The sequence below is a fragment of the Lacinutrix venerupis genome, from assembly GCF_001971745.1.
Taxonomy (GTDB): Bacteria; Bacteroidota; Bacteroidia; order Flavobacteriales; family Flavobacteriaceae; genus Lacinutrix; species Lacinutrix venerupis.
Genome location: NZ_CP019352.1, coordinates 3,063,269 through 3,087,889, shown reverse-complemented (window position 1 = coordinate 3,087,889; position 24,621 = coordinate 3,063,269). Strand labels below are relative to the sequence as shown.

Annotated in this window: 19 protein-coding genes; 16 read left to right on the top strand and 3 right to left on the bottom strand. The window is 29.9% G+C overall.

Going from position 1 to position 24,621, the window contains the following annotated elements; genetic code table 11:
- Positions 1–10: 10 nt before the first annotated feature.
- Complete coding sequence (gene bglX / locus BWR22_RS13895) at positions 11–2,332, top strand: beta-glucosidase BglX (protein ID WP_076734251.1); 2,322 nt, start codon at positions 11–13, stop codon at positions 2,330–2,332.
- Between the two features lie 76 nt (positions 2,333–2,408).
- The gene (locus BWR22_RS13890; RefSeq protein WP_076734250.1) at positions 2,409–4,793 is read left to right on the top strand and encodes a GAF domain-containing protein; all 2,385 of its coding nucleotides are present in this window, start codon (positions 2,409–2,411) and stop codon (positions 4,791–4,793) included.
- Here BWR22_RS13890 and BWR22_RS13885 read toward each other — a convergent pair.
- On the bottom strand, positions 4,790–6,043 hold the full coding sequence (locus BWR22_RS13885; RefSeq protein WP_076734249.1) for a Pycsar system effector family protein: 1,254 nt from the start codon (positions 6,041–6,043) through the stop codon (positions 4,790–4,792). The genes BWR22_RS13890 and BWR22_RS13885 overlap by 4 nt on opposite strands.
- Positions 6,044–6,102: 59 nt before the next feature.
- Between BWR22_RS13885 and BWR22_RS13880 the strand changes: the two genes are divergently transcribed.
- The 4 genes from BWR22_RS13880 (at position 6,103) to BWR22_RS13865 (ending at position 12,310) form a co-directional block, all read left to right on the top strand.
- Positions 6,103–9,810: a metallophosphoesterase gene (locus tag BWR22_RS13880; protein WP_076734450.1), complete on the top strand. Its 3,708-nt coding sequence runs from the start codon at positions 6,103–6,105 to the stop codon at positions 9,808–9,810.
- 72 nt (positions 9,811–9,882) lie between these two features.
- A complete protein-coding gene (locus BWR22_RS13875) occupies positions 9,883–10,575 on the top strand; it encodes a glycerophosphodiester phosphodiesterase (RefSeq protein WP_076734248.1) in 693 nt (230 codons plus the stop codon).
- Entirely contained in the window at positions 10,572–11,783 is a 1,212-nt protein-coding gene (locus BWR22_RS13870; RefSeq protein ID WP_076734247.1) for a BaiN/RdsA family NAD(P)/FAD-dependent oxidoreductase, read from the top strand. Before BWR22_RS13875 ends, BWR22_RS13870 begins: the two co-directional genes overlap by 4 nt.
- A complete protein-coding gene (locus BWR22_RS13865; RefSeq protein ID WP_076734246.1) occupies positions 11,783–12,310 on the top strand; it encodes a DUF1697 domain-containing protein in 528 nt (175 codons plus the stop codon). Before BWR22_RS13870 ends, BWR22_RS13865 begins: the two co-directional genes overlap by 1 nt.
- On the opposite strand, the gene BWR22_RS13860 is transcribed toward BWR22_RS13865, so the two are convergent.
- On the bottom strand, positions 12,307–12,873 hold the full coding sequence (locus tag BWR22_RS13860; protein ID WP_076734245.1) for a TetR/AcrR family transcriptional regulator: 567 nt from the start codon (positions 12,871–12,873) through the stop codon (positions 12,307–12,309). The two genes, BWR22_RS13865 and BWR22_RS13860, sit on opposite strands and share 4 nt — an antisense overlap.
- A gap of 244 nt (positions 12,874–13,117) precedes the next feature.
- Between BWR22_RS13860 and BWR22_RS13855 the strand changes: the two genes are divergently transcribed.
- The 10 genes from BWR22_RS13855 (at position 13,118) to BWR22_RS13810 (ending at position 23,199) form a co-directional block, all read left to right on the top strand.
- On the top strand, positions 13,118–14,200 hold the full coding sequence (locus tag BWR22_RS13855) for a diphosphomevalonate/mevalonate 3,5-bisphosphate decarboxylase family protein (RefSeq protein ID WP_076734244.1): 1,083 nt from the start codon (positions 13,118–13,120) through the stop codon (positions 14,198–14,200).
- A 48-nt stretch (positions 14,201–14,248) separates the two neighbouring features.
- Positions 14,249–15,178, top strand: a complete 930-nt coding sequence (locus tag BWR22_RS13850) for a mevalonate kinase family protein (RefSeq protein ID WP_076734243.1) — start codon at positions 14,249–14,251, stop codon at positions 15,176–15,178.
- Positions 15,179–15,236: 58 nt separating this feature from the next.
- Positions 15,237–16,142 (top strand): geranylgeranylglycerol-phosphate geranylgeranyltransferase, encoded by a 906-nt coding sequence (locus BWR22_RS13845; protein WP_076734242.1) that lies wholly within the window; start codon positions 15,237–15,239, stop codon positions 16,140–16,142.
- A gap of 80 nt (positions 16,143–16,222) precedes the next feature.
- Entirely contained in the window at positions 16,223–17,074 is an 852-nt protein-coding gene (locus BWR22_RS13840; protein ID WP_076734241.1) for a pseudouridine synthase, read from the top strand.
- A gap of 432 nt (positions 17,075–17,506) precedes the next feature.
- Positions 17,507–18,904, top strand: coding sequence for an arginine decarboxylase (locus BWR22_RS13835; protein WP_076734240.1), 1,398 nt, complete (start codon positions 17,507–17,509; stop codon positions 18,902–18,904).
- The gene (gene speB, locus BWR22_RS13830; RefSeq protein WP_076734239.1) at positions 18,894–19,832 is read left to right on the top strand and encodes an agmatinase; all 939 of its coding nucleotides are present in this window, start codon (positions 18,894–18,896) and stop codon (positions 19,830–19,832) included. Before BWR22_RS13835 ends, speB begins: the two co-directional genes overlap by 11 nt.
- On the top strand, positions 19,822–20,796 hold the full coding sequence (locus tag BWR22_RS13825; RefSeq protein WP_076734238.1) for a deoxyhypusine synthase family protein: 975 nt from the start codon (positions 19,822–19,824) through the stop codon (positions 20,794–20,796). The genes speB and BWR22_RS13825 overlap by 11 nt, the downstream gene beginning before the upstream one ends.
- Positions 20,796–22,334, top strand: coding sequence for a bifunctional GNAT family N-acetyltransferase/carbon-nitrogen hydrolase family protein (locus BWR22_RS13820; RefSeq protein WP_076734237.1), 1,539 nt, complete (start codon positions 20,796–20,798; stop codon positions 22,332–22,334). The genes BWR22_RS13825 and BWR22_RS13820 overlap by 1 nt, the downstream gene beginning before the upstream one ends.
- A 56-nt stretch (positions 22,335–22,390) precedes the next feature.
- On the top strand, positions 22,391–22,708 hold the full coding sequence (locus BWR22_RS13815; protein WP_076734236.1) for a hypothetical protein: 318 nt from the start codon (positions 22,391–22,393) through the stop codon (positions 22,706–22,708).
- Positions 22,709–22,851: 143 nt separating this feature from the next.
- The gene (locus BWR22_RS13810; protein WP_076734235.1) at positions 22,852–23,199 is read left to right on the top strand and encodes a hypothetical protein; all 348 of its coding nucleotides are present in this window, start codon (positions 22,852–22,854) and stop codon (positions 23,197–23,199) included.
- Between the two features lie 37 nt (positions 23,200–23,236).
- On the opposite strand, the gene BWR22_RS13805 is transcribed toward BWR22_RS13810, so the two are convergent.
- A complete protein-coding gene (locus tag BWR22_RS13805; protein WP_076734234.1) occupies positions 23,237–24,598 on the bottom strand; it encodes a mannosyltransferase in 1,362 nt (453 codons plus the stop codon).
- Between the last annotated feature and the right edge of the window lie 23 nt (positions 24,599–24,621).

Here is a 24,621-nt window from a genome sequence, read left to right as displayed (position 1 = left end):
AACTATAATTATGAAATTTCTAACCATCTCAATTAAATATATTATTCCTTTATGCATAGCTGTAGCGCTATTTAATTATCAAAATAAAGAATCGGTTGTCAACAATTCGCCTAAAAAAGAAAAAAACATCGAAGCTAAAGTAGATTCTGTTTTAGCTTTAATGAGGGTTAATGAAAAAATAGGGCAATTAGTACAATATAGCGGAGGTTGGGATGCAACAGGACCATCATCATCAAAAGGCGATCAACACAAATTAGATAAATTAAAAAAAGGAGAAGTTGGTTCTATGTTAAACGTTTCGTCTGTAGCCACAATAAAAGAAACGCAACGTTTGGTTATGGAGCATTCTAGATTAAAAATTCCTTTAATTTTTGCTTTCGATGTTATACATGGTTATAAAACAATTTTTCCAATTCCATTAGGTGAAAGCGCAAGTTGGGATTTAGATATTATAAAACAATCTGCAGCAGTAGCAGCAAAAGAATCTGCTGCATCCGGATTAAATTGGACGTTTGCTCCAATGATAGATGTTTCTAGAGACGCACGTTGGGGAAGAGTAATGGAAGGTGCTGGAGAAGACACATATTTAAATGCTCAAATTGGAGTGGCTAGAATTAAAGGTTTTCAAGGAGAAGATTTGTCTAGTGTTAATACCATTGCTGCTTGTGCTAAGCATTTTGCAGGTTATGGTTTTGGTGAAGCTGGAAGAGATTATAATACGGTAAGTATTGGAGAATACGAATTACATAATACTATATTGCCACCATTTAAAGCAGCAGCAGATGCAGGTGTTGCAACATTTATGAATTCTTTTAACGATGTCGATGGAATTCCTGCAACAGGACATAAAGGTTTGCAAAGAGACCTTTTAAAAGAGCAATGGAACTGGAATGGTTTTGTAGTTTCAGATTGGGGAAGTATAGGAGAGATGATTGCTCATGGTTATGCTAAAGATAAAAAACATGCTGCTCAAATTGCATTAAATGCGGGTAGCGATATGGATATGGAATCTTATGCTTACGAAGCTTATTTAGAAGATTTGCTAAATGAAGGTAAAGTTACAATGTCTCAATTAGATGATGCTGTAAAGCGCATTTTACGTATTAAATTTGAATTAGGATTGTTTGATGATCCTTATAAATACTGTAATGAAGATCGCGAGAAAACAGAAGTATACTCAAAAGAAAATTTAGATATAGCGCGTGATGTAGCTAAAAAATCTATTGTGCTTCTTAAAAACAATAATAACGTTCTGCCTTTATCTAAAAATATAAAAAGTATTGCTGTTATTGGTCCAATGGCAGACGATAAAAATTCACCTTTAGGCAATTGGAGAGGAAAAGGAGAATATAATAGTGCAGTCTCTTTGTTAGAAGGTATAAAAGCTGCGGCAAATAAAAACACTAAAATATATTACGAAAAAGGTATTGATTTAACAATACCAACAGTTGAAGCTGGAAAAAACCAGTTTTTGCATCCTTTAAAATTTAATACCGAAGATAATGCCGGAATTAAAAAAGCTGTAGAAGCAGCAAAAAAGGCAGAGGTTGTTTTATTAGCAATTGGAGAAGATGCATACCAAACAGGAGAAGGTAGAAGCCAAACAAATATTGGTTTCTTTGGACTTCAAAATGAACTGTTAGATGCAATTTATAAAGTAAATAAAAACATTGTTATAGTATTGTCTAATGGGCGTCCAATGGATTTAAGCCGTGTGTCTAAAATGGTACCTTCGATATTAGAGTGTTGGCATTTAGGATCTCAATCTGGAAACGCTATAGCAGATGTTGTTTTTGGAGATTATAACCCATCTGGTAAATTACCTATTTCTTTTCCTCACAGCGTAGGTCAAGAGCCATTATATTATAATCAAAAAAATACAGGAAGACCTTGGAACGACAAACATGTAACATATTCAGGTTATCAAGATGCGCCTAAAACAGCTTTGTACCCATTTGGTTTTGGGTTAAGTTATACTAATTTTTCTTATTCAAATTTAAAACTTAGCGCTTCAGAAATTAATTTAAACCAAGAAATACAAGCATCTGTAACAGTCACAAACACAGGAAAAGTAGTTGGGGAAGAGGTTGTGCAACTTTATATTAGAGACCTTGTTGCTAGTATAGTTAGACCAATAAAAGAACTTAAAGGTTTCAAAAAAGTTGTATTAGAGCCTGGAGAGTCTAAAACCATTAGTTTTACTATAAATAATAAAACACTTCAGTTTTATAGTGTTAATAAAAAATGGGAAGTAGAACCAGGAGATTTTAACCTTTGGATTGGTGGAGATTCTACAACTAAATTAAAAAAGTCATTTAAAGTTGTGGAATAGTATGTGTTAAAATGTCATTTTGTTAAATAAAGTACGACTAAACGTTAAATTTCGTATTTTTGCATTATTTAACACAATGATTTTAGACCTAAACGACAATATTAATTTACCCTTTACGTTAGAGATAAGTTTCAACAAGCTTATTGAGCGTTACGAGGAGTTGGCAAACAGCGATGATGAGTTTATTGCTGCTAAAGCACGTCGTATACTTAAAACTCAAGAACCATATCCTATCCTAAGGGATGGTTTTAGTAAAACTTCTGTGTTAAAAAAGCATGAGAAGGAAATTCAAATTTTATTACAAGATTCTTTTAGCGAAGTATTAAGTTTAAACGAAATTAAAACAGCAAGTGTTCCTTATCATAATTTCATTTTTAATGCATCAAAACGTTTTAAAAAAATAATTAAAACAGCTGGTCCAGATTTTGAGTTAGTAATTAAAAATATGCCAGAAGACGACTGGTATATTTTAAGTTGCACAATTATAATGGCTTTCTATTATAAATATGAAATTAATTTTAAGCGTCCACTGTATTACGAAATTCCAGATGAAAACGGTATAATTAGAATTTATAAAATACTTTACAATGCCGATTTTATGGAGGTTTTACCAACAGAAAATGCTCCAAAATTAACACAAGACGATTTTGATGAACTGTTAGATAATTTTGAAAATATAGAGCTTTGGAAAGAAAAGTTTCCGCCGCAGAGTTATATTACTAAAGGATTTGTAATCTCTAATATTTTTGATGTTACAGATGATCAATCTATTTCAAACATAAAAACTACTTTAATAGGAAGTAACAAGCGTAAAACAGAAGGTTTTATGGTTGACTTTCAAAAGATTTTTAGATCGCTTCTAGGAATTCAAGATTTAGAAGTTGGTTTTTCTGTGTTTAATAAAGAAGAAAACACCTTAATGAAGTTGCACGACTCTAGTGTAAGTAGTTTTCTATTAAGAGCAAAAGAGGAGTTTAAATGCGAAAATTTATTTTGTCATTATAGTTATGATAAGATTTTAAAAAACAAAACTAATTTCACAATCTCTAATGTTGATAAAAGTTTTGAAAATGCAAAAAACAAATCGCCTCAAGTAAAAGTTTTAAAAGATCAAGGTTTTAAAAGTGCCATTTTTGCTCCAATTGCAGAAAATGGAGAGCTTTTAGCAGTGTTAGAATTAGTATCTAAAACTCCAAGAGCTTTAAATAGTATTAACTCTAACAAGCTTGCAGATGTAATGCCCTTTTTATTATCTGCTATAAAGCGTTCTAAATTAGACGAGGAAAACCTTATTCAAGCAATAATACAACGCGAATGCACATCTATACATCCAAGTGTAAAATGGAAATTTGAAAGTGCAGCTAGACAGTTTATTAAAGAGGAGTATAATGGAAATGAAAATCCGGCTTTTAAAAGAATAAGTTTTGATAATGTTTACCCATTATTTGGGCAAATAGATGTTAAAGGCTCGTCGGAGGCAAGAAATAATGCTACTAAAAAAGATTTAGCGCTTCAATTAAAAATGGTAGAAAAAATAATTAAAACCATTTTTGAGAAAGAGCGTTTACCAATTTTCGAACAGTTAATATTTCAAATTAAAACCTTTGAGAAAGATTTAAAAAGTAATTTTAAAGTAGATAGCGAGCAAAAGATAACTCAGTTTTTTTTATATGAAATAGCTCCTCTATTTAAATATCAACTTAAAACAAAGCCATATTTAAAAGAAGATATAGAAGATTATTTTAGTAAAATAGATTCTAGCTTAAATGTAATTTATTACTACCGTAAAAATTATGATGACACCATTAGTTTAATTAATAAAAACATGTCATCGTTATTAGATAGAAAGCAGGTGGAAGCACAGGCAATGTATCCACATTTTTTCGAACGTTTTAAAACAGATGGTGTAGAGCATAATATGTACATAGGCGAAGCAATAACTAAAGAAGATTCATTTAATGAACTCTATCTTTATAACTTACGCTTATGGCAAATGCAGGTTATGATTGAGATGGAAACAGCCTTTTATAATAGGCAATTTAAATATCCAATTGCATTAGATGTCGCATCTATGATTTTGGTTTTTAACCAGCCATTATCTATAAGATTTAGAACAGACGAAAAGCATTTTGATGTAGATGGAACTTACAATGCAAGATACGAAGTAGTAAAAAAACGTGTCGATAAGGCAAATATAAAAGGAACAGACGAGCGTATTACATCAAAAGGGAAACTAACTATTGTTTACTCGCAGCAAGAGGATGAGTTCGAATATTTAAAATATGTAAATTTCTTACAGTCTAAAAACAAATTAGGAAAAGACGTAGAAATTTTAGAGTTAGAAGATTTACAAGGTGTAACGGGCTTAAAAGCTATTAGAGTAAATATTCTATATCAAAAACAAGCAGATAAAAAAGAGTTTTATACTTATGATGATTTAATGAAAACAATTAAATCTTAACTCAATAAGGAGTTTTTAGTATAATTTTTTGTTGTGTTTTCTACATTAATAACATCATTAAAGTCTGCATTAGGGTTATTTTTAATGGCTATGGCAAATGATATTACAGAAACTATAATTCCAACCATAAAAACGGTATAAGTAATTCTTAGAATTCGGTATTTACGTTCTAATACTTTTCCTAAATAATATAAATCTTTAGTTAAAGAAGAATACACATAGTTTTTATCTTTTAAAAGTTCATTAATTGCCCAATCAAATTCCTTTAATTCCATTTTATGAAAATTCCCAAAAAATGTTAAGTTAACATTTTTGTTTATAACATCTTCCTTAGTAAACTCTCCACTTGTTACGTTTGGTCTAGTTGCTATTATAGACATAACCATAGAAATAACACAAAAAAGAGTAAAAATTACAGTTGGGTAAATAAGGTATGCGTTATTGTCTAGTTTAGAAATTAAATTAGCCAAAACTACAGATATAATAATTGCGTTTACAGATAATAAAATATTGGCTTTAGTATCGGCAATATCACTTAACTTAATATGGTTTCTTAAGGCAACTCTATAAAAGGTTTGAATACCTCTTTCTGGGCTTTCGTTTTTATATTGTGCTTTGTATTTAGCCTTTATTTTTTCTTTATCAATTTTAGCTTTACTTTTTTTCTTTTTTTTCATCAACTTAACCAGATTCTTGTCTTTTTCTGGTTGCCAATTTTTTATAGCGTAAGGCGAATAATATCTATGGTTTTCACTTAAAACCTTAATGTTTTCTTTTCGCCATTCTTTAGCTGTGTAGGTTTTAATGCCTTGTAGTTCGTATTCTTTTCTTAAGAACTCGCTTGCTTCATTAAAATATTTTTTTGCAAAATGAGAAGAGTCTGCATCACGAATAATTTCTTCTAATTTACCATTTGGGGAATCTTTAAATTTTGTCGCCATAATACATTTGTTAACTGCTTCTATGGTCTCTTTGTCAACATCATTATCATTTAAAAATTTTGTTGCAATTTTTACACTTTCTTCCTCGTGTCCTTCTCTTGTTTTAATATAGCCAGTATCGTGAAATAAGGCTGCTAACAATAATATTTTTTCTTCATTAACATTTATTTCGGAGTTTTCAATTAATTCTTTTGTACTTTTAAACACACGCTTGGTGTGCGTAAAATCATGATATATAAAAGTATTTGGAAGATGTTCTTTAAAGAGTTCTAGAACATAATTTTCCGAAATTTCAACAATTGAAGACATATTTTATAAATGGTTTTAAGAAATCTAAATTACTAAAAATTAAACCAGAAAGTTACTTTATGAATAAAAATAACATTATTCTAACAGTTTTATTATTAACCTTATCAAGTTGCGCTACTTATAAAGTACAGTATAAAAATAAAGAAGAGAGTGTTAATAAACTACCAGAAAAAGAGATAGATAGAACTTTTTTTCTAATTGGTGATGCTGGAAAATCTCCCATTGGCGGTATGTCTTTAGGCTTACAAGCTTTTAATAAACACATTCTTAATAAAGATACAAATAAAGATTACGCAATATTTTTGGGCGATAATATTTATCCAGATGGTTTAATTAAAGAAGGAGAAGAAGGCCATGAAAATGCTATAAACGCATTAGATGCCCAAATAAAGTCTGTTGAAACTTTTAAAGGTAGCTCTATAATGATACCTGGAAACCACGATTGGTATGCAGATGGAGTTCCGGGTGTAAAAAGAGAAGAAAAGTATATTGAAAAAGCTTTAGGGAAAAATACATATCAACCAGAAAATGGTTGCCCATTAGAAAGTATAAATGTAAGCGATGAGATAGAGTTAATTGTTATAGATACACAGTGGTATCTTGAAGATTGGAATAAAAATCCTACTATAAACGATAATTGCGAAATAAAAACACGTAATCGATTTTTAGAAGAATTAGAAGGAGATTTAAAAAAAGCACAAAATAAACGTGTAATCTTAGCAATGCATCATCCAATGTATACAAATGGTACACATGGAGGTTTTTTTAGCGCAAATAAGCATCTATATCCAACACAAAGTAAATTACCATTACCAATTTTAGCTTCACTAGTAGCACAGGTAAGAACACAAGGAGGTGTTTCTATTCAAGATAGATTTAACGAAAGATATAATGAGTTAATGAAACGAATAGAAACTTTAACTTTAGAGTATGATAATATAGTAATTGCATCTGGTCACGAACACTCTTTACAATACATAGAAAACAATGGTATTAAACAAATAGTTTCTGGTGCTGGAGCTAAAACATCTGCAGCAGCCTTAAGTAAAGACGGCTTATTTTCCATAGGGCAACAAGGTTTTGCAGAATTAACAGTGTTTAAAGATGGAAGTACATGGGTAAGTATATACGTGTCAGAAAATGGAGAGCCAAAATTAATGTTTACAAAAGAAGTACTGCCAAAAACAAGAGATGTATTTGATGTAGAAATATTACCAGATACTTTTCCGCAAACCGTACAAGCGTCAGTTTACACTAAAGAAGAAACCGAAAAATCTGGAACTCACGAACTGTTGTTAGGCGAAAGATATCGTGATTTATATAGTACTAAAATTACTGCAAAAGTTGCTACTCTAGATACGCTTCATGGCGGATTAGAAATAGTAAGAGCTGGTGGTGGGCACCAAACAAAATCATTAAGATTAAGAACAAAAGATGGGAGAGAATTAAATATGAGAGCGCTTAGAAAAAGTGCTACACAATACTTGCAAACAGTATTATTTAAAGAAACTTATATCGAAGATGAATTTGATAAAACTCAAGTAGAAAGTTTTGTACTAGATTTTTATACAGCTGCACATCCATATGCCTTTTTTGTTGTGCCAGATTTAGCAGATGCAGGAGAAGTTTATCATACCAATCCAGAATTATATTTTATTCCAAAACACAAATATCTTGGTGATTACAATACAGATTATGGTGGAGAATTATATATGATTGAAGAACGACCGGAAGAAAATTATTCTAACGAGAGAAATTTTGGATATGCAGACGATATAGAAAGCACTCACGATATTATTGAGAAAATTCGTGAAGACGAAAAATATAAAATCGATGAGAACTCATTTATTAGAGCTAGACTTTTCGATATGTTAATTGGCGATTGGGATAGGCACCAAGACCAATGGCGTTGGGCACAATTTGACCAAGAAAACGGAGACAAATTATTTAAACCAATCCCAAGAGATAGAGACCAAGTATTTTCAAATTTTGATGGAGCTGTATTAGATGTCTTAAAAGTATTATCTGGTTCAACAAAACAGCTTCAAGTTTATGATGCCGAATTAAAAGATATAAAGTGGATGAATAGTGCAGGAATAAAACTTGATAAAGTTTTAATCCAGAATTCAGGAAAAGAAGCATGGCTTAAACAAGCCAAATTTTTAATGGATAATATTACCGATGAGGTAATTGCCAAAGCGTTTTCAAAAGTTCCAGAAGAAACTAAAAACGAATCTCTTATAGAAATACAAGAGTTACTTAAAGGAAGACGAGCTAATATGCTTGATATAGCAGAGCGTTATTATAATTATTTAAACGAATTGGTAATTGTAACAGGAACAGATAAAGACGATTATTTCGAAATTAACCGAATTGGAGATAATGAAACTAATGTTAAAATATCAAGAATTATAGATGGTGAAAAAGGAGAGGTTATAGTAGATAGAACTTTCAATAAAGATATTACAAAAGAGCTTTGGATATACGGTTTAGATGATGACGATGTTTTTGAAGTAACAGGAAAAGCTAACAATTTAATTTTTACAAGAATTATTGGTGGTCAAAATAATGATACTTACATTATAAAAAACGGTAGACGTGTTCGTGTTTACGATCACAAATCAAAACCCAATACAATTAAAGAAAATAATGGAGCAAAAATTAATTTTACAGATATCTACAATAACAATCTTTTCGATTTTAATAAAAATATAAAACGATTATCTACCATTACGCCTGCAATAGCATATAATCCAGACGATGGCTTTAGTTTAGGTCTTTCTTTTATAAAAACTACTAAAGGATTTCAGCGTAATCCATATTCTCAACAACACCGTTTTAAAGGAGGTTATTTTTTTGCAACCGATGGATTTAGTATTGAATACGATGGAGAATTTGCAAATTTATTTGGAGATTGGAACTTACATGTTGCAGGTAAATTAACAAGTGAAAACTTCTCTAATAACTTTTTTGGTTACGGAAACGAAACAATAAATAATGACGACGTTTTAGACTTAAATTACAATAGAGTTAAAACAAGTATTTATATGGCTAGTGTTGGAATTCTTAAAAAAGGAAACTTTGGTAGTGATTATGGTTTTAAATTACTTGCAGAAGGCATAGAAATAGGTAAAACACCAAACCGTTATATAGAAAATTTCGCACCTTCAACATTAAACACCGAGTTTTATTCTAGAAGGTATTTTACAGCCTTAGAAGCTAATTATAACTACGCCAGTTTCGATAATAAAATTGTACCAACAAGAGGGATGACTTTTAATATTGAAACAGGAATTAAAACAGAACCAGAAGAAACAAAAAATACTTATGGTTACCTTAACTCCAGTTTAGGATTCTACAATGCTTTAATAACAAATAGAAGACTAGTATTAAAAACAGATTTAAGAGGACAGGTTAGAGTAGGAGACGATTTGCTTTTTTATCAAGCAGCAAGTATTGGAGGAATAAATGGGTTAAGAGGTTATAGAAACGAAAGATTTACAGGAAAAAACTCTTTAGTTGGTAGTGCAGACATACGTTATAGTTTTAAATCTTTTAAAACAGCAATATTACCACTTCAAATAGGTGTTTTTGCAGGAGGAGATGTGGGTAGAGTATGGCTGAAAAACGATTTTTCAGAAAAATGGCATAACGATTATGGTGGTGGTTTTTGGGTATCTGCTGCAGATTCTGTTCAAGGAACATTTAATTTCTTTAATAGCGAAGAGGGTTTAAGGTTTACTTTTGGATTTGGAATCGCATTCTAAATAAAATCACCATATTAAAACCATCAATTTTATTACATTGCTAATATTATTGGTGGTTTTCTAATTTTTAAAATGAAACAAAACAAAATACTAAAATTCGGGCATAGAGGTGCTAAAGCATATGTTGCCGAAAACACATTAGAATCTGTCTTAAAAGCATTAGAGCTAGGTGTTGATGGTGTAGAGATAGATGTGCATAAGTGTAAATCTGAAGAGTTAGTGGTTTTTCATGATTTTACTTTAGATAGATTAACAAATGCAGAAGGAGAAATATCAAACTTCAATTTAACAGATTTAAAACAATTACAAATATCTAATACTTATAAAATTCCTACTTTAATCCAAGTGTTAGATTTAGTTAATAATAGCTGCATTGTAAATATAGAACTAAAAGGAAAAAACACTGCTTTTAAAACTGTTACTATAATAGAAGATTATATAAAAAATAAAAATTGGAATTATAATAACATTATTATATCAAGTTTTAATTTTGAAGAGTTGTTATCAGTTTATAAAATTAATAAAAAAATACCTTTAGGTGTCTTAATAGAATCTAACTTAGAGTCTGCCATAACTTTTGCAAAATCTATAAATGCAGTTGCAATACATCCAGATTATAATATGCTAACAAAATCTAATGTAAAAAAAATACAAAACAATGGTTTTAAAGTAAATACTTGGACGGTTAATACTGTTAAAGACATAGAGAAAATAAAATCTTATAATGTAAACGCTATAATTAGCGATTTTCCAGATAGATTATGATAGAAAAAGATGTAATAATAGTTGGAGGAGGTGCTTCTGGTTTCTTTGCAGCAATAAATATAGCTCAACAAAATCCACATATAAAAGTCACAATTTTAGAACGTGGTAAAGATGTTTTAACAAAAGTAAAAGTTTCTGGCGGAGGTAGATGTAATGTAACACATGCAGAATTTATTCCGCAAGAATTAGTGCTTAATTATCCACGAGGAGAAAAAGAACTTTTAGGTCCATTTCATACTTTTATGACAGGAGATACTATTGCTTGGTTCGAAGAACGAGGAGTAGAATTAAAAATTGAAGAAGATGGACGCATGTTTCCTATATCTAATAGCTCTCAAACTATTATAGATTGTTTTTTAGAAGAAGCAAAAAAATATAATGTAGAGGTCTTAAAAAATCAACCAGTAATTAATTTAGAAAATCAAGATAACAATTGGATTGTTAATACTAAAACAAATAAATTAACTTGTAAAAAGTTAATAATTGCTACAGGAAGTAACCCTAAAATATGGAAAGTGATAGAAAATTTAGGGCATTCAGTAACTTCACCTGTTCCATCTTTATTTACCTTTAATATAAAAGATAAGCGTATAGAAGATATTCCGGGCGTAGTTGCAAAAAACGTAACAATAAAAGTAATCGATTCAGATTTAGAATCCTACGGTCCATTATTAATTACGCATTGGGGAATGAGTGCGCCTTCAATATTAAAATTATCTGCTTTTGGAGCATTAGAATTAGCTAAAAGAGATTATAAGTTTAAAATAGAAGTTAATTTTATAAACTTAAATTTTGATATTGCAATATCACGATTAAAGTCTATTAAAAAAGAATTTAATAAGAAAAAGGTAATTAATTATTCACAGTTTAATTTACCAAAAAGGCTATGGTATCAATTAGTAATAGCATCTAAAATTAATAAAGAAACTAATTGGGCAGATTGTACAAAAGTTCAAATAGAAAATTTAGCAAATCAATTAACAAAAGCTGTATTTAATGTAGATGGTAAAAGTACTTTTAAAGAAGAATTTGTTACGGCAGGAGGAGTAGATTTAAAAGAAGTAAATTTTAAAAATTTTGAAAGTAAACTACACAAAAACCTTTATTTTGTTGGAGAAGTCTTAAATATAGATGCAATTACAGGCGGATTTAATTTTCAAAACGCTTGGACAGGAGCTTATATACTATCGCAAAGTATTTTTAAATAATGAATACATATATCACGTTATTAAGAGGAATAAATGTTGGTGGACATAAAAAAGTTCCAATGGCTATATTAAGGGAATTGTTAAGTAAAGCTGGGTTTATTAACGTAAAAACATACATTCAAAGTGGAAATATTGTTTTTCAATCATTAGAAAATCAAACAAAAAAAATAGAAAAAGAAATCCAGCAACTTATAGACGTTCATTTTGGTTTTAGTGTTTCAATAATAGTTAAAACAAAACTAGAGTTGCAAACTATTTTTGATAACTGTGTTTTTTCAAACGAAAAAAAAATAAAAAGCTATTTCATTTTATTAGATAGTATTCCTAATGCAGAATATGTTAAAGAAGTGGAGGCTATTAGTTTTGAAAACGAAGAATTTTCTATAATAAATAACTGCCTTTATTTTTATTCATCAACTGGATATGGGCGAACAAAATTTAATATGGCTACGTTCGAAAAAAAATTAAAAGTAAATGCTACTTCAAGAAACTATAATACAATAAATAAATTACTACAGTTAGCTTAATGCTTTTTAGGGTTTTTAATACAATCCCAAGACATGTTTATAGCATCACTTAATTCTTTACTATTCATTTCTAATTCATTCTTAAATTTTAATCTTGCAGCAGAAATTACATTACCAAAACTTACTTGCATAATAAGTCTTAAGTGTACATCTCTAAGGTCTTTACTTAAAATTGCGTTTAAAAAGAAATCTCTAATATTTATAAAGTGAGGAATGCTTTTAGATCTTATTTCCGAATTAATAATTGGAGGAACACCTACAAACTCTATAAACTTAAAAGCTAAAGGGTTGCCAATAAAATAATTGTACAAATTTAGCCACATAATTTCAAACTGTTTCTTTACATTTTTTTCAGGTACATTAGCCATCATTACAACTCCAAAATCTTGACAAATCATTATATATATTTCTTCAATAATTTGTTCTTTGTTTTTAAAGTAATGGTATATTGTACCAACAGCAACACCTGCTTCCTTGGCAACTTGAGACATTGGAGTAGCGTGCACTCCTTGTTCTACCACAAGCTCTAGCATGGTAAGAATAATTCTCTTTTTTTTGTCCATTTTATATTGTGTCTAAAATAGGTATAGACTTTTAATATTCTGAAGAAGAGGGATTTATGGGGTCTTCGTATAAAAGCTAAAGTTAGTTTTGTTTTATTAATAGTTAATATTAAAGCGCTTTAAGAGTATTGTAAATAAACTCTGGCGGTAAACATCATTAAACGAAATATACGTTTTAATATTTGACGAAAATAGAAATATTTAAATAGAATTAAAAACTATATTTGTGTAAATTAATTTTTTGATGCTTGAAAATAAGTTTATTCCTACAAATATATTAGAGAAAAATATTAGCGGTAAAATTACTTGGTCATCACCAAGCAATATTGCTTTAGTAAAATATTGGGGAAAAAAAGAAAATCAAATCCCAGAGAATCAGTCTATTAGTTTTACGCTAGAAGCATGTAAAACAATAACTAATTTATATTATTCTAAAAACGAATCTTCAAGTAAAGATTTTTCGTTTAAAGTATTTTTAGATAATGTTCCTAAGCCAGATTTCGAACCTAAAATCGAAACATTTTTTAAACGCATTGAAGTTTACATGCCTTTTTTAAAAGATTTTCATTTTAAAATTGAAACAGAAAACACATTCCCACATAGTTCTGGTATTGCTTCTTCAGCTTCAGGTATGAGTGCTTTAGCACTGTGTTTAATGAGTGTTGAAAAAGAATTAAATCCTGAAATTAGTGAAGAGTATTTTAATAAAAAAGCTTCCTTTTTAGCAAGACTAGGATCAGGAAGTGCATGCAGAAGTATTGAAGGAGATTTAGTGGTTTGGGGAAAACACAATAATATTGATGGAAGCAGCGATTTGTTTGGTATTAAATACCCATACCAAGTACATGATAATTTTAAAAACTATCAAGATACTATATTGCTAGTAGATAAAGGTGAAAAGCAAGTAAGCAGTACAGTTGGACATAACTTAATGCATGGTCATCCATTTGCGCAAGAACGTTTTAAACAAGCAGAAGAAAATATTACTAAAATTAAAGGTATTTTAGAATCTGGAGATTTAAAAGCATTTATAGCACTTGTGGAAAGCGAAGCATTAACATTGCATGCTATGATGATGACAAGTATGCCATACTTTATTTTAATGAAACCTAATACATTAGAGATTATAAATAAAATATGGAATTTTAGAAAACAAACAGGATTACATATTTGCTTTACTTTAGATGCAGGAGCTAATGTTCATATTCTATATCCTGAGAAAGAAGCTAAAACAATTCTAGAATTCATTAAGACAGAGTTAGTTGCATATTGCCAAAATGGTCACTATATTTGTGATAGAATTGGATTTGGTGCAAAAAAACTCTAATTTCATTAAGTAATTATAAATAGCGCTAAATACTCAACACTGTAATAAATGAAAGGTCCACTCTTCTATTCAAAAATCCTACTTTTCGGAGAATATGGAATTATTAAAGATTCTAAAGGATTATCTATTCCATATAATTTTTATAATGGAGCATTAAAAACAGATAAAAACCTTTCTGAAGAAGCTAAAAAATCTAATGCAAGTTTAGTAAAATATGCATCATACTTAAGTAACATAAGCGAAGATTTAGTAGTTTTTGAAATTAATAAACTAAAAGCAGATGTAGCCAATGGGATGTATTTTGATTCGTCTATACCACAAGGCTATGGAGTAGGAAGTAGTGGAGCATTAGTTGCTGCTATTTATGATAAATACGCACTAAATAAAATTACTGTTTTAGAGAACTTAACAAGAGAAAAATTACTTCAGCTTAAAGCTATTTTTGCTGAGATGGAATCTTTTTTTCATGGTAAATCTTCAGGTTTAGACCCACTTAATAGCTATTTAAGTTTACCAATCCTTATTAACTCTAAAGATAATATTGAAGCAACGGGAATACCAACTCAAAGCACTTCTGGAAAAGGAGCAGTATTTTTGTTAGATAGTGGCGTTACCGGTGAAACAGCACCAATGGTTAGTATCTTTATGGAGAGTATGAAACAGGAAGGGTTTCGTAAAATGTTAAAAAATCAATTTATAAAACACACAGATGCTTGTGTAGAAGATTTTTTAAAAGGAGATATAAAATCATTATTTAGCAATACAAAACAATTATCTAAAGTTGTACTTAATAACTTTAAACCAATGATACCTAAGCAGTTTCATGAACTTTGGAAAAAAGGAATAGAAACTAACGAATATTACCTAAAGCTTTGTGGTTCTGGAGGTGGTGGTTATATTTTAGGCTTTACACAAGACATCGCTAAAGCAGAAAAATCTCTTAAAGACTTTAAATTAGAAATAGTTTATAATTTCTAGATTGGCAACACTCTTATAATATTATTTTCAAGCTCTCAATAAAAATGTAACAATCTTTATGTTTACCAGAAAACAGAAACACATTCTAATTAAATTTTTTAGTTTGTTCTCTGTTGTTCGAGGTTACAACATTCTTATAATTGTATTGGCTCAATATTTAACCTCGGTTTATATTTTTGCGCACGATATGCCAGCAAAAAAAGTATTGTTAGATATTAACTTATTAATGTTGGTAATGGCATCGGCAGCTGTTATTGCTGCTGGTTATATAATAAACAACTTTTACGACTCTGAGAAAGATTTAATTAATAGGCCAAATAAATCTATGCTAGATAAGTTGGTAAGCCAAAACACAAAACTATCATTTTATTTTGTGTTAAATTTCTCGGCAATTATAATGGCAAGTTATGTGTCTTTTAATCCTGTTTTATTTTTTTCGGCTTATATTTTTGCTATTTGGTTTTATTCTCACAAATTAAAAAAGCTACCAATAATAGGAAATATAGTGTCAGCTCTATTAACAATAGCACCTTTTTTCGCAATATTTATTTATTATAAAAATTTTGATAGTGTAATTTTTGCACATGCATCATTTTTATTTTTAATAATAGCAATTCGAGAACTCACTAAAGATTTAGAGAACATGAAAGGAGATTTAGCTTTAAATTATAGAACAATTCCTGTAGTTTATGGAGACAAAACTTCAAAAAAAATGATTACATTATTAATCCTTTTAACTAGTATTCCTCTGTATCTTTTAATTTATAAGTTTGAAATTGGTTACATGACTTATTACTTTTTTCTAGCCATATTTCTTTTAATAACGTTTTTAATATTTCTATGGAAATCCTCAACAAAAATACATTATGTAATTTTGCATAACATATTAAAAGTTATAATAGTAGCAGGAATTTTTAGTATCTTATTAATAGATATAGACTTAGTGTTAAATAGAATTTTATAATATAGTAATTCATTTAAACAAAAAAATGAAAGTAAATTTTCTAATCGAAATTATACTATATCTTTGCAAAAAAATATACCATGAGTAAACAAAGCGGAAAAAGACAAGGAAAATCTGCTCCAGATGGAGGCAGAAAAGCTTACAAAAACAATGTTGTAAAGAGTAATGGTGGAGGAAAAAACTCAGGTTCTAAAGCAAAAGGAACAAAACCTAAGAAATCAACCAATTCAAGCGAAATACGTTTAAATAAATATATAGCAAATTCTGGAGTATGTTCTCGTAGAGATGCAGATGTACATATTGCAACAGGTTTAGTAAGTGTAAACGGAAAAATAGTTACAGAAATGGGCTATAAAGTTAAACTAGAAGACGAAGTACGTTACGACGGTGCACGAATAAATCCAGAAAAGAAAGCATACGTATTATTAAACAAACCTAAAGGTTTTGCAACAACTACTAGCGAGCACAAAGGTAAAACTGTAATGGATTTGGTAGCTAATGCAACATCGTCACGTATAAAACCAATTGGTCGTTTAGGTCGTAACTCTACAGGTTTATTACTATTTACCAACGATGAAAAAATTGTATCTCGTTTTACAAGTTCTAATAAAGGAGTAGAACGTTTATTTCATTTAGAATTAGATAGAAATCTAAAAATAGAAGACTTAAGGAAAATTAGAGAAGGTTTACGTATTGAAGGTAAACAAATTAACGTTGAAGAAATAGATTACGTAAACGATAAAAAGAACGAAGTAGGAATAAAAATTAAAAATACAGGTAACACTATTTTACACACTATTTTCGATTATTTTAAGCACGAGTTAATAAAAATAGATTGTGTGCAAATAGCACATTTAACTAAAAAAGACATTCCAAGAGGAAATTGGAAAATATTAACAGAACAAGAAGTGCAAACATTAATGATGATGTAATTTAAAACAAAATATAGATTAAAAAATCGAGCAAACGCTCGATTTTTTTTGTTTAAAACACTGAGGTTTAAAATTTTAAAAAAAATAACACAAAATATATTTGCAATTCAAAAAAAAGTATTTCATTTGCAGCATTATAATATTATTACTTTTATAAGTACATAATATAGCTGAACAAATTGAACCGTGTTTATACGTTCGGGCTTTTGGACATCAGGAAGTCATTTTCAAAAGCAGCTTTTAGATTAAGCAACCGAATTTTAGAGCTAACTTCCGCTTTTACTACAATCTATGCAAGCCAGCATCAATATGGCTTTGTGCCTACATGTGAGTTGAAAATTCAAATCTGAATATCTTTACAATTTCTTAAACTGAATTAAATTTCAGTCCTATTTTATTGTTTTAATTTTCAAATTCACTATTTTCAAATAAATGAATACAAAATATATTGATTTAATAAATCAAACTTTCGATTTTCCACAAGATGAATTCAAACTGGAAAAAAACCAATTACAGTTTCATGGTATAGATTTAATGAAACTAAAAGAAGAATATGGTGCACCTTTAAAGTTTACCTATTTGCCACAAATTTCTAACAATATACAGCGTGCAAAACAATGGTTTGCAAACGCTATAGAAAAACACGACTATAAAGGAAAATATAACTATTGTTATTGTACTAAAAGCTCACACTTTAAACATGTTTTAAACGAAGCTTTAAAAAATGATATACATATAGAAACATCTTCTGCTTTCGATATTGATATTGTAGAAAGTTTAAAAGCCGAAGGTAAAATAACAAACGAAACTTATGTAATTAGCAACGGTTTTAAACGTGCGCAATACATTACCAACATTGCTCGATTAATTAATAACGGCCAAAAAAACGCCATTCCAATTATTGATAATTATGAGGAAATAGATTTACTATCTCAAGAAGTAAAAGGTAAATTTAATATTGGTATTCGTATCGCTTCAGAAGAAGAACCAAAATTTGAGTTTTATACCTCTCGACTAGGTATTGGTTACAAGAATATTGTTCCTTTTTATAAAAATCAAATACAAGGCAATAAAAAAGTGAACCTTAAAATGTTACACTTCTTTATAAATACGGGTATTCGTGATAATGCATATTATTGGAACGAGTTACAAAAATGTTTAAAAGTATATACTAGTTTAAAAAAAATATGTCCAAGCTTAGACAGCTTGAATATTGGTGGCGGATTTCCTATTAAAAACTCATTAGCATTCGATTTCGATTATGAGTATTTGGTAGACGAGATTGTAAACCAAATTAAACTTACTTGTGAAGAAGAAGGTGTAGATGTGCCAAACATTTTTACAGAATTTGGAAGCTTTACAGTAGGAGAAAGTGGTGGAGCTATTTACGAGATCTTATACCAAAAACAACAAAACGATCGTGAGAAATGGAATATGATTAATTCATCATTTATCACAACATTACCAGATACTTGGGCAATTAACAAGCGTTTTATAATGTTGCCACTTAACCGTTGGGAGTCTACTTACGAGCGTGTTTTACTAGGAGGTTTAACATGCGATAGTGACGATTACTATAACAGTGAGCAACACATGAATGCTATTTATTTACCAAAATATAATAAAGATAAACCTTTATATATAGGGTTTTTTAACACAGGTGCATACCAAGAAACTATAGGTGGTTTTGGAGGTCTGCAACACTGCTTAATACCGTCTCCAAAACACGTTTTAATTAATAAAGATGAAGACGGAAACATAACAACAAAACTATTTAGTGAACAACAAAAAAGTGAAGACTTACTTAAAATTTTAGGCTATGCAAACTAAAACTTATGCAGGTATTGGAGAAGAATTCTCTAAACTTGAAACATCAAAAATTGTATTAATTCCTGTACCTTACGATGGTACAAGTACTTGGCAAAAAGGAGCAGATAAAGGTCCAGAAGCATTTTTAAATGCTTCAGAAAATATGGAGCTTTACGATATTGAAACAGAAACCGAAGTTTACAGACAAGGTGTTTATTTAGCAGATCCTGTAACCGAAAATAGCTCGCCAGAAGCAATGGTAGATGCTGTACATAAAGAAACTAAAAAGTATATTAAAAAAAATAAGTTTGTTACAATATTTGGAGGCGAACACTCAATCTCTATAGGTACTATTCGTGCCTTTAACGAAATGTATCCAAGCTTAACAGTTTTACAACTTGATGCGCATGCAGATTTGCGTAAAGAATACGAAGGCTCAACTTGTAACCATGCTTGTGCAGTGTACGAAGCTAGCCAAACAACAAATTTAATTCAAGTTGGTATTCGCTCTATGGACGTTATAGAAACTACAGTAATGGACAAAGACAAAACATACTTTGCTCATGAAATGGCTTTAGATGATACTTGGATGGATAGCGCTGTAGATCAAATGACAGAAAATGTATTTATTACAATAGATTTAGACGCTTTCGATCCTTCAATAATGCCAAGTACAGGAACTCCAGAACCTGGCGGATTATTATGGTACGAAACACTAGAATTCCTAAAGCAAGTATTTGCAGAGAAAAACGTGGTAGGTTTTGATATAGTAGAATTATGCCCAAATAAAATTGATAAATCTTCAGATTTTTTAGCAGCAAAATTATACTACAAAATGCTAAGCTATAAATTTGAAAATGATGATGTAGAGGCAGATTACGACAATGCTTACGAGAATGTAAAACAAAAAAACAACAGTGCTAAATACAACGAAGACGATGAATACTAAAGGACCAATTTCTCAATTTATAGAAAAACACTATCTGCATTTTAATGCAGCAGCCTTAGTTGATGCAGCAAAAGGTTACGAAGCACAATTAGAAAGTGGCGCTAAAATGTTAGTGTCATTAGCAGGAGCAATGAGTACTGCAGAACTTGGAAAAAGTTTTGCCGAAATGATAAGACAAGACAAAGTTCAAATAATTTCTTGTACAGGTGCAAACCTTGAAGAAGATATCATGAATTTAGTAGCACATTCTCATTATAAACGTGTGCCTAACTATCGCGATTTAACACCGCAAGACGAGTGGGATTTACTAGAAAAAGGTTTAAACCGTGTTACAGATACTTGTATTCCAGAAGAAGAAGCCTTTAGAAGATTACAACAACACATTGTAAAAATCTGGAAAGATGCCGAAGCAAAAGGAGAACGTTATTTACCGCATGAATACATGTATAAAATGTTATTATCTGGAGTTTTAGAGCAATATTACGAAATAGATTTAAAAGACTCTTGGATGTATGCAGCTGCCGAAAAAAACCTGCCAATAGTTTGCCCAGGTTGGGAAGACAGTACAATGGGAAACATTTTTGCAAGCTACGTGCTTAAAGGAGAACTTAAAGCAAGCACAATGAAATCTGGTATCGAGTACATGACCTTTTTAGCAGATTGGTACACAGATAATTCTGAAAATGGAATAGGCTTTTTTCAAATTGGAGGTGGAATAGCAGGAGATTTTCCTATATGCGTAGTACCGATGTTATATCAAGATATGGAAAGACCAGAAACACCGTTTTGGAGTTATTTCTGTCAAATTAGTGACTCGACAACAAGTTATGGATCGTATTCTGGTGCCGTACCAAACGAGAAAATTACTTGGGGAAAACTAGATATAGATACACCAAAATTTATTATAGAAAGCGATGCTACAATTGTAGCTCCATTAATTTTTGCTTATCTGTTAGACCAATAATGGACGACAAGAAAATTGAAAATATCGAATTAAAATACTTAACCGTAGAAGATTATGCAGAATTAAAATCTGCAACATTAGAATCTTACGGCGGTGTGTTAGATTCGTATTGGAAAAAAAGCCACATACAACAATTAACAACCATTTTTCCTAAAGGTCAAGTGGTTATTAAAATTGATGGCAATATTGCTGGTTGTGCATTATCTCTTGTTGTAGATTACGATAAAATTGAAGATAATCACACCTATGCAGATATTATTAAAGGCGATAAGTTTAAAAATCACGATCCAAATGGAGATGTATTATACGGTATCGATGTTTTTATAAAACCAGAATATCGAGGCTTGCGTTTAGGAAGACGTTTATACGACTATCGTAAAGAATTATGCGAAGAGCTTAATTTAAAAGGAATTGTTTTTGGAGGTAGAATGCCAAATTATCATAAGCATCAAAGCGATTTAACACCAAAAGAGTATATTGAAAAAGTAAAACGAAAAGAGATTCATGATCCTGTTTTAAATTTTCAAATCTCTAACGATTTTCATCCACTTAGAATAATAAAAGGCTATTTAGAAGGTGATACCGCATCAAACGAGTATGCAGTATTAATGGAATGGGATAATATTTATTATACCAAAAAAAGCCGAAAAGCAAGTTCTGTAAAAACAGTTGTTAGGTTAGGATTAATACAATGGCAAATGCGTACTTATAACTCTTTAGAAGAGTTAATGCAGCAAGTAGAATATTTTGTAGATAGCGTTGCAGCATATAGGTCGGATTTTGCTTTGTTTCCAGAGTTTTTTAATGCACCATTAATGGCTAAATACAATCATTTGCATGAGCCAGATGCTATTAGGGAATTAGCAAAATACACTAAAGTAATTGTAGATAAAATGAAACAATTATCTATTTCTTACAACATTAATATTATAACTGGAAGTATGCCAGAATTAATAGAAGACAAGTTGTATAATGTAGGTTACTTGTGTAGAAGAGATGGAAGTATAGAGCGTTACGAAAAAATACACGTTACACCAGATGAAGCTAAAGTTTGGGGTATGCAGTGTGGTAATAAATTACAAACGTTTGAAACCGATGCAGGAAAAATAGGAATTTTAATTTGTTACGATTCAGAGTTTCCAGAATTATCAAGATTATTGTCTGATGAAGGAATGGATATATTATTTGTACCTTTTTTAACAGATACTCAAAATGGATATTCTCGAGTGCGCTTATGTGCACAAGCAAGAGCAATAGAAAATGAATGTTATGTTGCAATTGCTGGATCTGTTGGAAATTTACCAAATGTTAATAACATGGACATCCAATATGCACAATCTGCCGTATTTACACCATGCGACTTTTCATTTCCTAGTAATGGTATTAAAGCTGAAGCAACCACTAATACAGAGATGATTTTAGTTGCAGATGTAGATTTAAGTTTACTTAGAGAACTACATTCTTTTGGAGCTGTCAAAAATTTAAAAGACAGACGAAAAGATTTTTACGATGTTATAAGAATTAATAATACAAAATAGTATTTTTGAACTAACAAGGTGTCCATAATGCATCTTCAGAAATAAAATATAATGCAATGAAAAATAGGCAAGACAACTTAAAAAGAGTAATTGTTGACTTCAAAAAATTAACACCAGAAATACTGGCAATGTTAGTCGAAAAATTTCCTGATGGATACGATGATCGTAATATCGTTTCTTTTAAGAATGCAAAAAACGAATTAATTGAAGCAGTAGAGCTTATTACTGAAGATACTAAGTATTTAGTAAAAGTAAGTACAAAGCTAGAGGTTACAATGGAAAATTACGACGAAGACGATTACGAAGATTTCGATAGTGATGATCCAGATGCAATACAAGCTCCAGAACTGGATGAAAATGATGATGATTTTTAATTAAATTTTTCTAACTTAAAACTTACATAAAGCAAGCATATTATAACTATTATTTTCGGCAAGAGATTGTTGTGTTTTATTTAGAATAAAATATAGCCTTCGAACATTTTCTAAAATAAATTCACATTAATAAATTATTCAAAATGAAGTCAAAAAATATAATACAAATAGTAATGGTAGCTTTTTTTATGTTAACGCTATCAAGTTTTAAAAATATCCAAAATGCTAAAACAATCACTGCCGTTTTTGATGGTGCAGAAGATTATGGGTATAATTTTATTTTTACAAACGATGATGAAGATGAAAGAACAATAACGTTTCAAAATATAAATAATGACGTTTTAAAATCTTTCGATTTAAATTCTGATGCGTTAATTGGAACAAAAATGAAAGTAACTTATACAACAGAAATTTTAGTAGAAGAAGACGAAGATGGTTTTGAAATTGAAACAGAAGCGTCTACTATTACAAAGTTAGAAAAGGTTAAATAAGATTTTTTTACAATATTTTAAAAAAAAATCACATGTCTTAAGCATGTGATTTTTTTGTTTTTTGAAGGATAGTTTCCCAAATAAACACGCCAAACACAAATAAATATTCTAAAGCAATTACCCAAAGGTTTTCGGTATTATCTGCATTTGCATACGCGAGATAACTTATTATTATAATAAAACTCCATACTAACGGAAATTTATAATTTGTAAAAATACTTAGCATAAGTATGGTTGCTATATACCAAGGATGCACCGTTGTACTTAAAAACAAATAGATTGTAAAACTAAAAAGCATAGCGGTTATTAGTTTTTGTAAACTAGTGTTTTTCTTTAAAAAAGATAAATAGAGAATAAATAGTATTGTAATAATTGGAAGAATTTTACCAATTACAGCAATTTCATTATAGCCTCTAAACCAATAGCCAATAGCTCTTGCTATATAGTAAATGCTTGCATTAAACTCAAAATTGCTAAACCAGAGTCCAACAGTTTTGGCATAATTATCTATAAATTGTGATGAAAAAAATGGAGCAAATAGTAATAGTATTGTAACTAAAACAATAGCATAAAATGAAATGAGTTTTATAAAATTTTTGGTTGTTTGTTCTTTTAAAAACCACCAGAAAAACAGTGGTAAAAACATTAATGGTACTAATTTAGTGGCTATAGATAAGGCAAAAACAACTGCTGCCCATTTCCATTTTCCAGAATGCAAAAGGTATAAACTCCAAATTAAAAAGAAAATCATTACGCCTTCAAAATGAAGGTTTCCTGTAAGTTCAATTATTATAAACGGATTGAGTATGTACCAAAATATATTATGTGCTGGTAGTTTTAATTGTATTAAAAGCTTTTTACCATAATATAGAATTCCAAAATCTGCAGCAATAATTAATAGTCTTAAAACCATAGCAGAACCAACAATACTTTTACCTGCAAATACGCCTGCTATTATAAAGCACAATTGATTTATTGGTGGATAGTTTGTAAAATGACTAGCATTAAGTTGCCTCATACCATTATACAATTCTTGTGCTTGTGCTACTGGATATTGTGCTTGCGAGATATAAGATTCTGGTGTGTGTAAATATGGATTTATACCTTGTAGTATTAAGCGTCCGTCCCAAATAAAACGATAAAAATCTTGCGATAAATTAGGTATAGATAGTATAAATATTGCTCGAAATAAAAAGGCTATTGCGGTAAGAAAATTGATGTTTTCTTTATTGTTTTTTATTAAAAAGTAAAAGCTTGTAAATAATAAAACATAGATAGAAACAAGTTTAAAATGTGCTGTTCTCTCTAAGTTATAGGCAAATGTAAAATATAAAACAGCACTAATAATAGTAAGTAAAATAGGAAGTTTATTAGCTTTAAAAACTGCAGAATTAAACATGGCTATGCGTTAGCGATTGAACG

Coding starts and splice junctions, on each gene's coding strand:
- BWR22_RS13845 (WP_076734242.1), top strand. CDS start 15,237: ATGTTTACCAGAAAACAGAAACACATTCTAATTAAATTTTTTAGTTTG.
- BWR22_RS13890 (WP_076734250.1), top strand. CDS start 2,409: ATGATTTTAGACCTAAACGACAATATTAATTTACCCTTTACGTTAGAG.
- BWR22_RS13840 (WP_076734241.1), top strand. CDS start 16,223: ATGAGTAAACAAAGCGGAAAAAGACAAGGAAAATCTGCTCCAGATGGA.
- BWR22_RS13810 (WP_076734235.1), top strand. CDS start 22,852: ATGAAGTCAAAAAATATAATACAAATAGTAATGGTAGCTTTTTTTATG.
- speB (WP_076734239.1), top strand. CDS start 18,894: ATGCAAACTAAAACTTATGCAGGTATTGGAGAAGAATTCTCTAAACTT.
- BWR22_RS13875 (WP_076734248.1), top strand. CDS start 9,883: ATGAAACAAAACAAAATACTAAAATTCGGGCATAGAGGTGCTAAAGCA.
- BWR22_RS13805 (WP_076734234.1), bottom strand. CDS start 24,598: ATGTTTAATTCTGCAGTTTTTAAAGCTAATAAACTTCCTATTTTACTT.
- BWR22_RS13870 (WP_076734247.1), top strand. CDS start 10,572: ATGATAGAAAAAGATGTAATAATAGTTGGAGGAGGTGCTTCTGGTTTC.
- BWR22_RS13865 (WP_076734246.1), top strand. CDS start 11,783: ATGAATACATATATCACGTTATTAAGAGGAATAAATGTTGGTGGACAT.
- BWR22_RS13855 (WP_076734244.1), top strand. CDS start 13,118: ATGCTTGAAAATAAGTTTATTCCTACAAATATATTAGAGAAAAATATT.
- BWR22_RS13825 (WP_076734238.1), top strand. CDS start 19,822: ATGAATACTAAAGGACCAATTTCTCAATTTATAGAAAAACACTATCTG.
- BWR22_RS13850 (WP_076734243.1), top strand. CDS start 14,249: ATGAAAGGTCCACTCTTCTATTCAAAAATCCTACTTTTCGGAGAATAT.
- BWR22_RS13820 (WP_076734237.1), top strand. CDS start 20,796: ATGGACGACAAGAAAATTGAAAATATCGAATTAAAATACTTAACCGTA.
- BWR22_RS13885 (WP_076734249.1), bottom strand. CDS start 6,043: ATGTCTTCAATTGTTGAAATTTCGGAAAATTATGTTCTAGAACTCTTT.
- BWR22_RS13835 (WP_076734240.1), top strand. CDS start 17,507: ATGAATACAAAATATATTGATTTAATAAATCAAACTTTCGATTTTCCA.
- BWR22_RS13815 (WP_076734236.1), top strand. CDS start 22,391: ATGAAAAATAGGCAAGACAACTTAAAAAGAGTAATTGTTGACTTCAAA.
- bglX (WP_076734251.1), top strand. CDS start 11: ATGAAATTTCTAACCATCTCAATTAAATATATTATTCCTTTATGCATA.
- BWR22_RS13880 (WP_076734450.1), top strand. CDS start 6,103: ATGAATAAAAATAACATTATTCTAACAGTTTTATTATTAACCTTATCA.
- BWR22_RS13860 (WP_076734245.1), bottom strand. CDS start 12,873: ATGGACAAAAAAAAGAGAATTATTCTTACCATGCTAGAGCTTGTGGTA.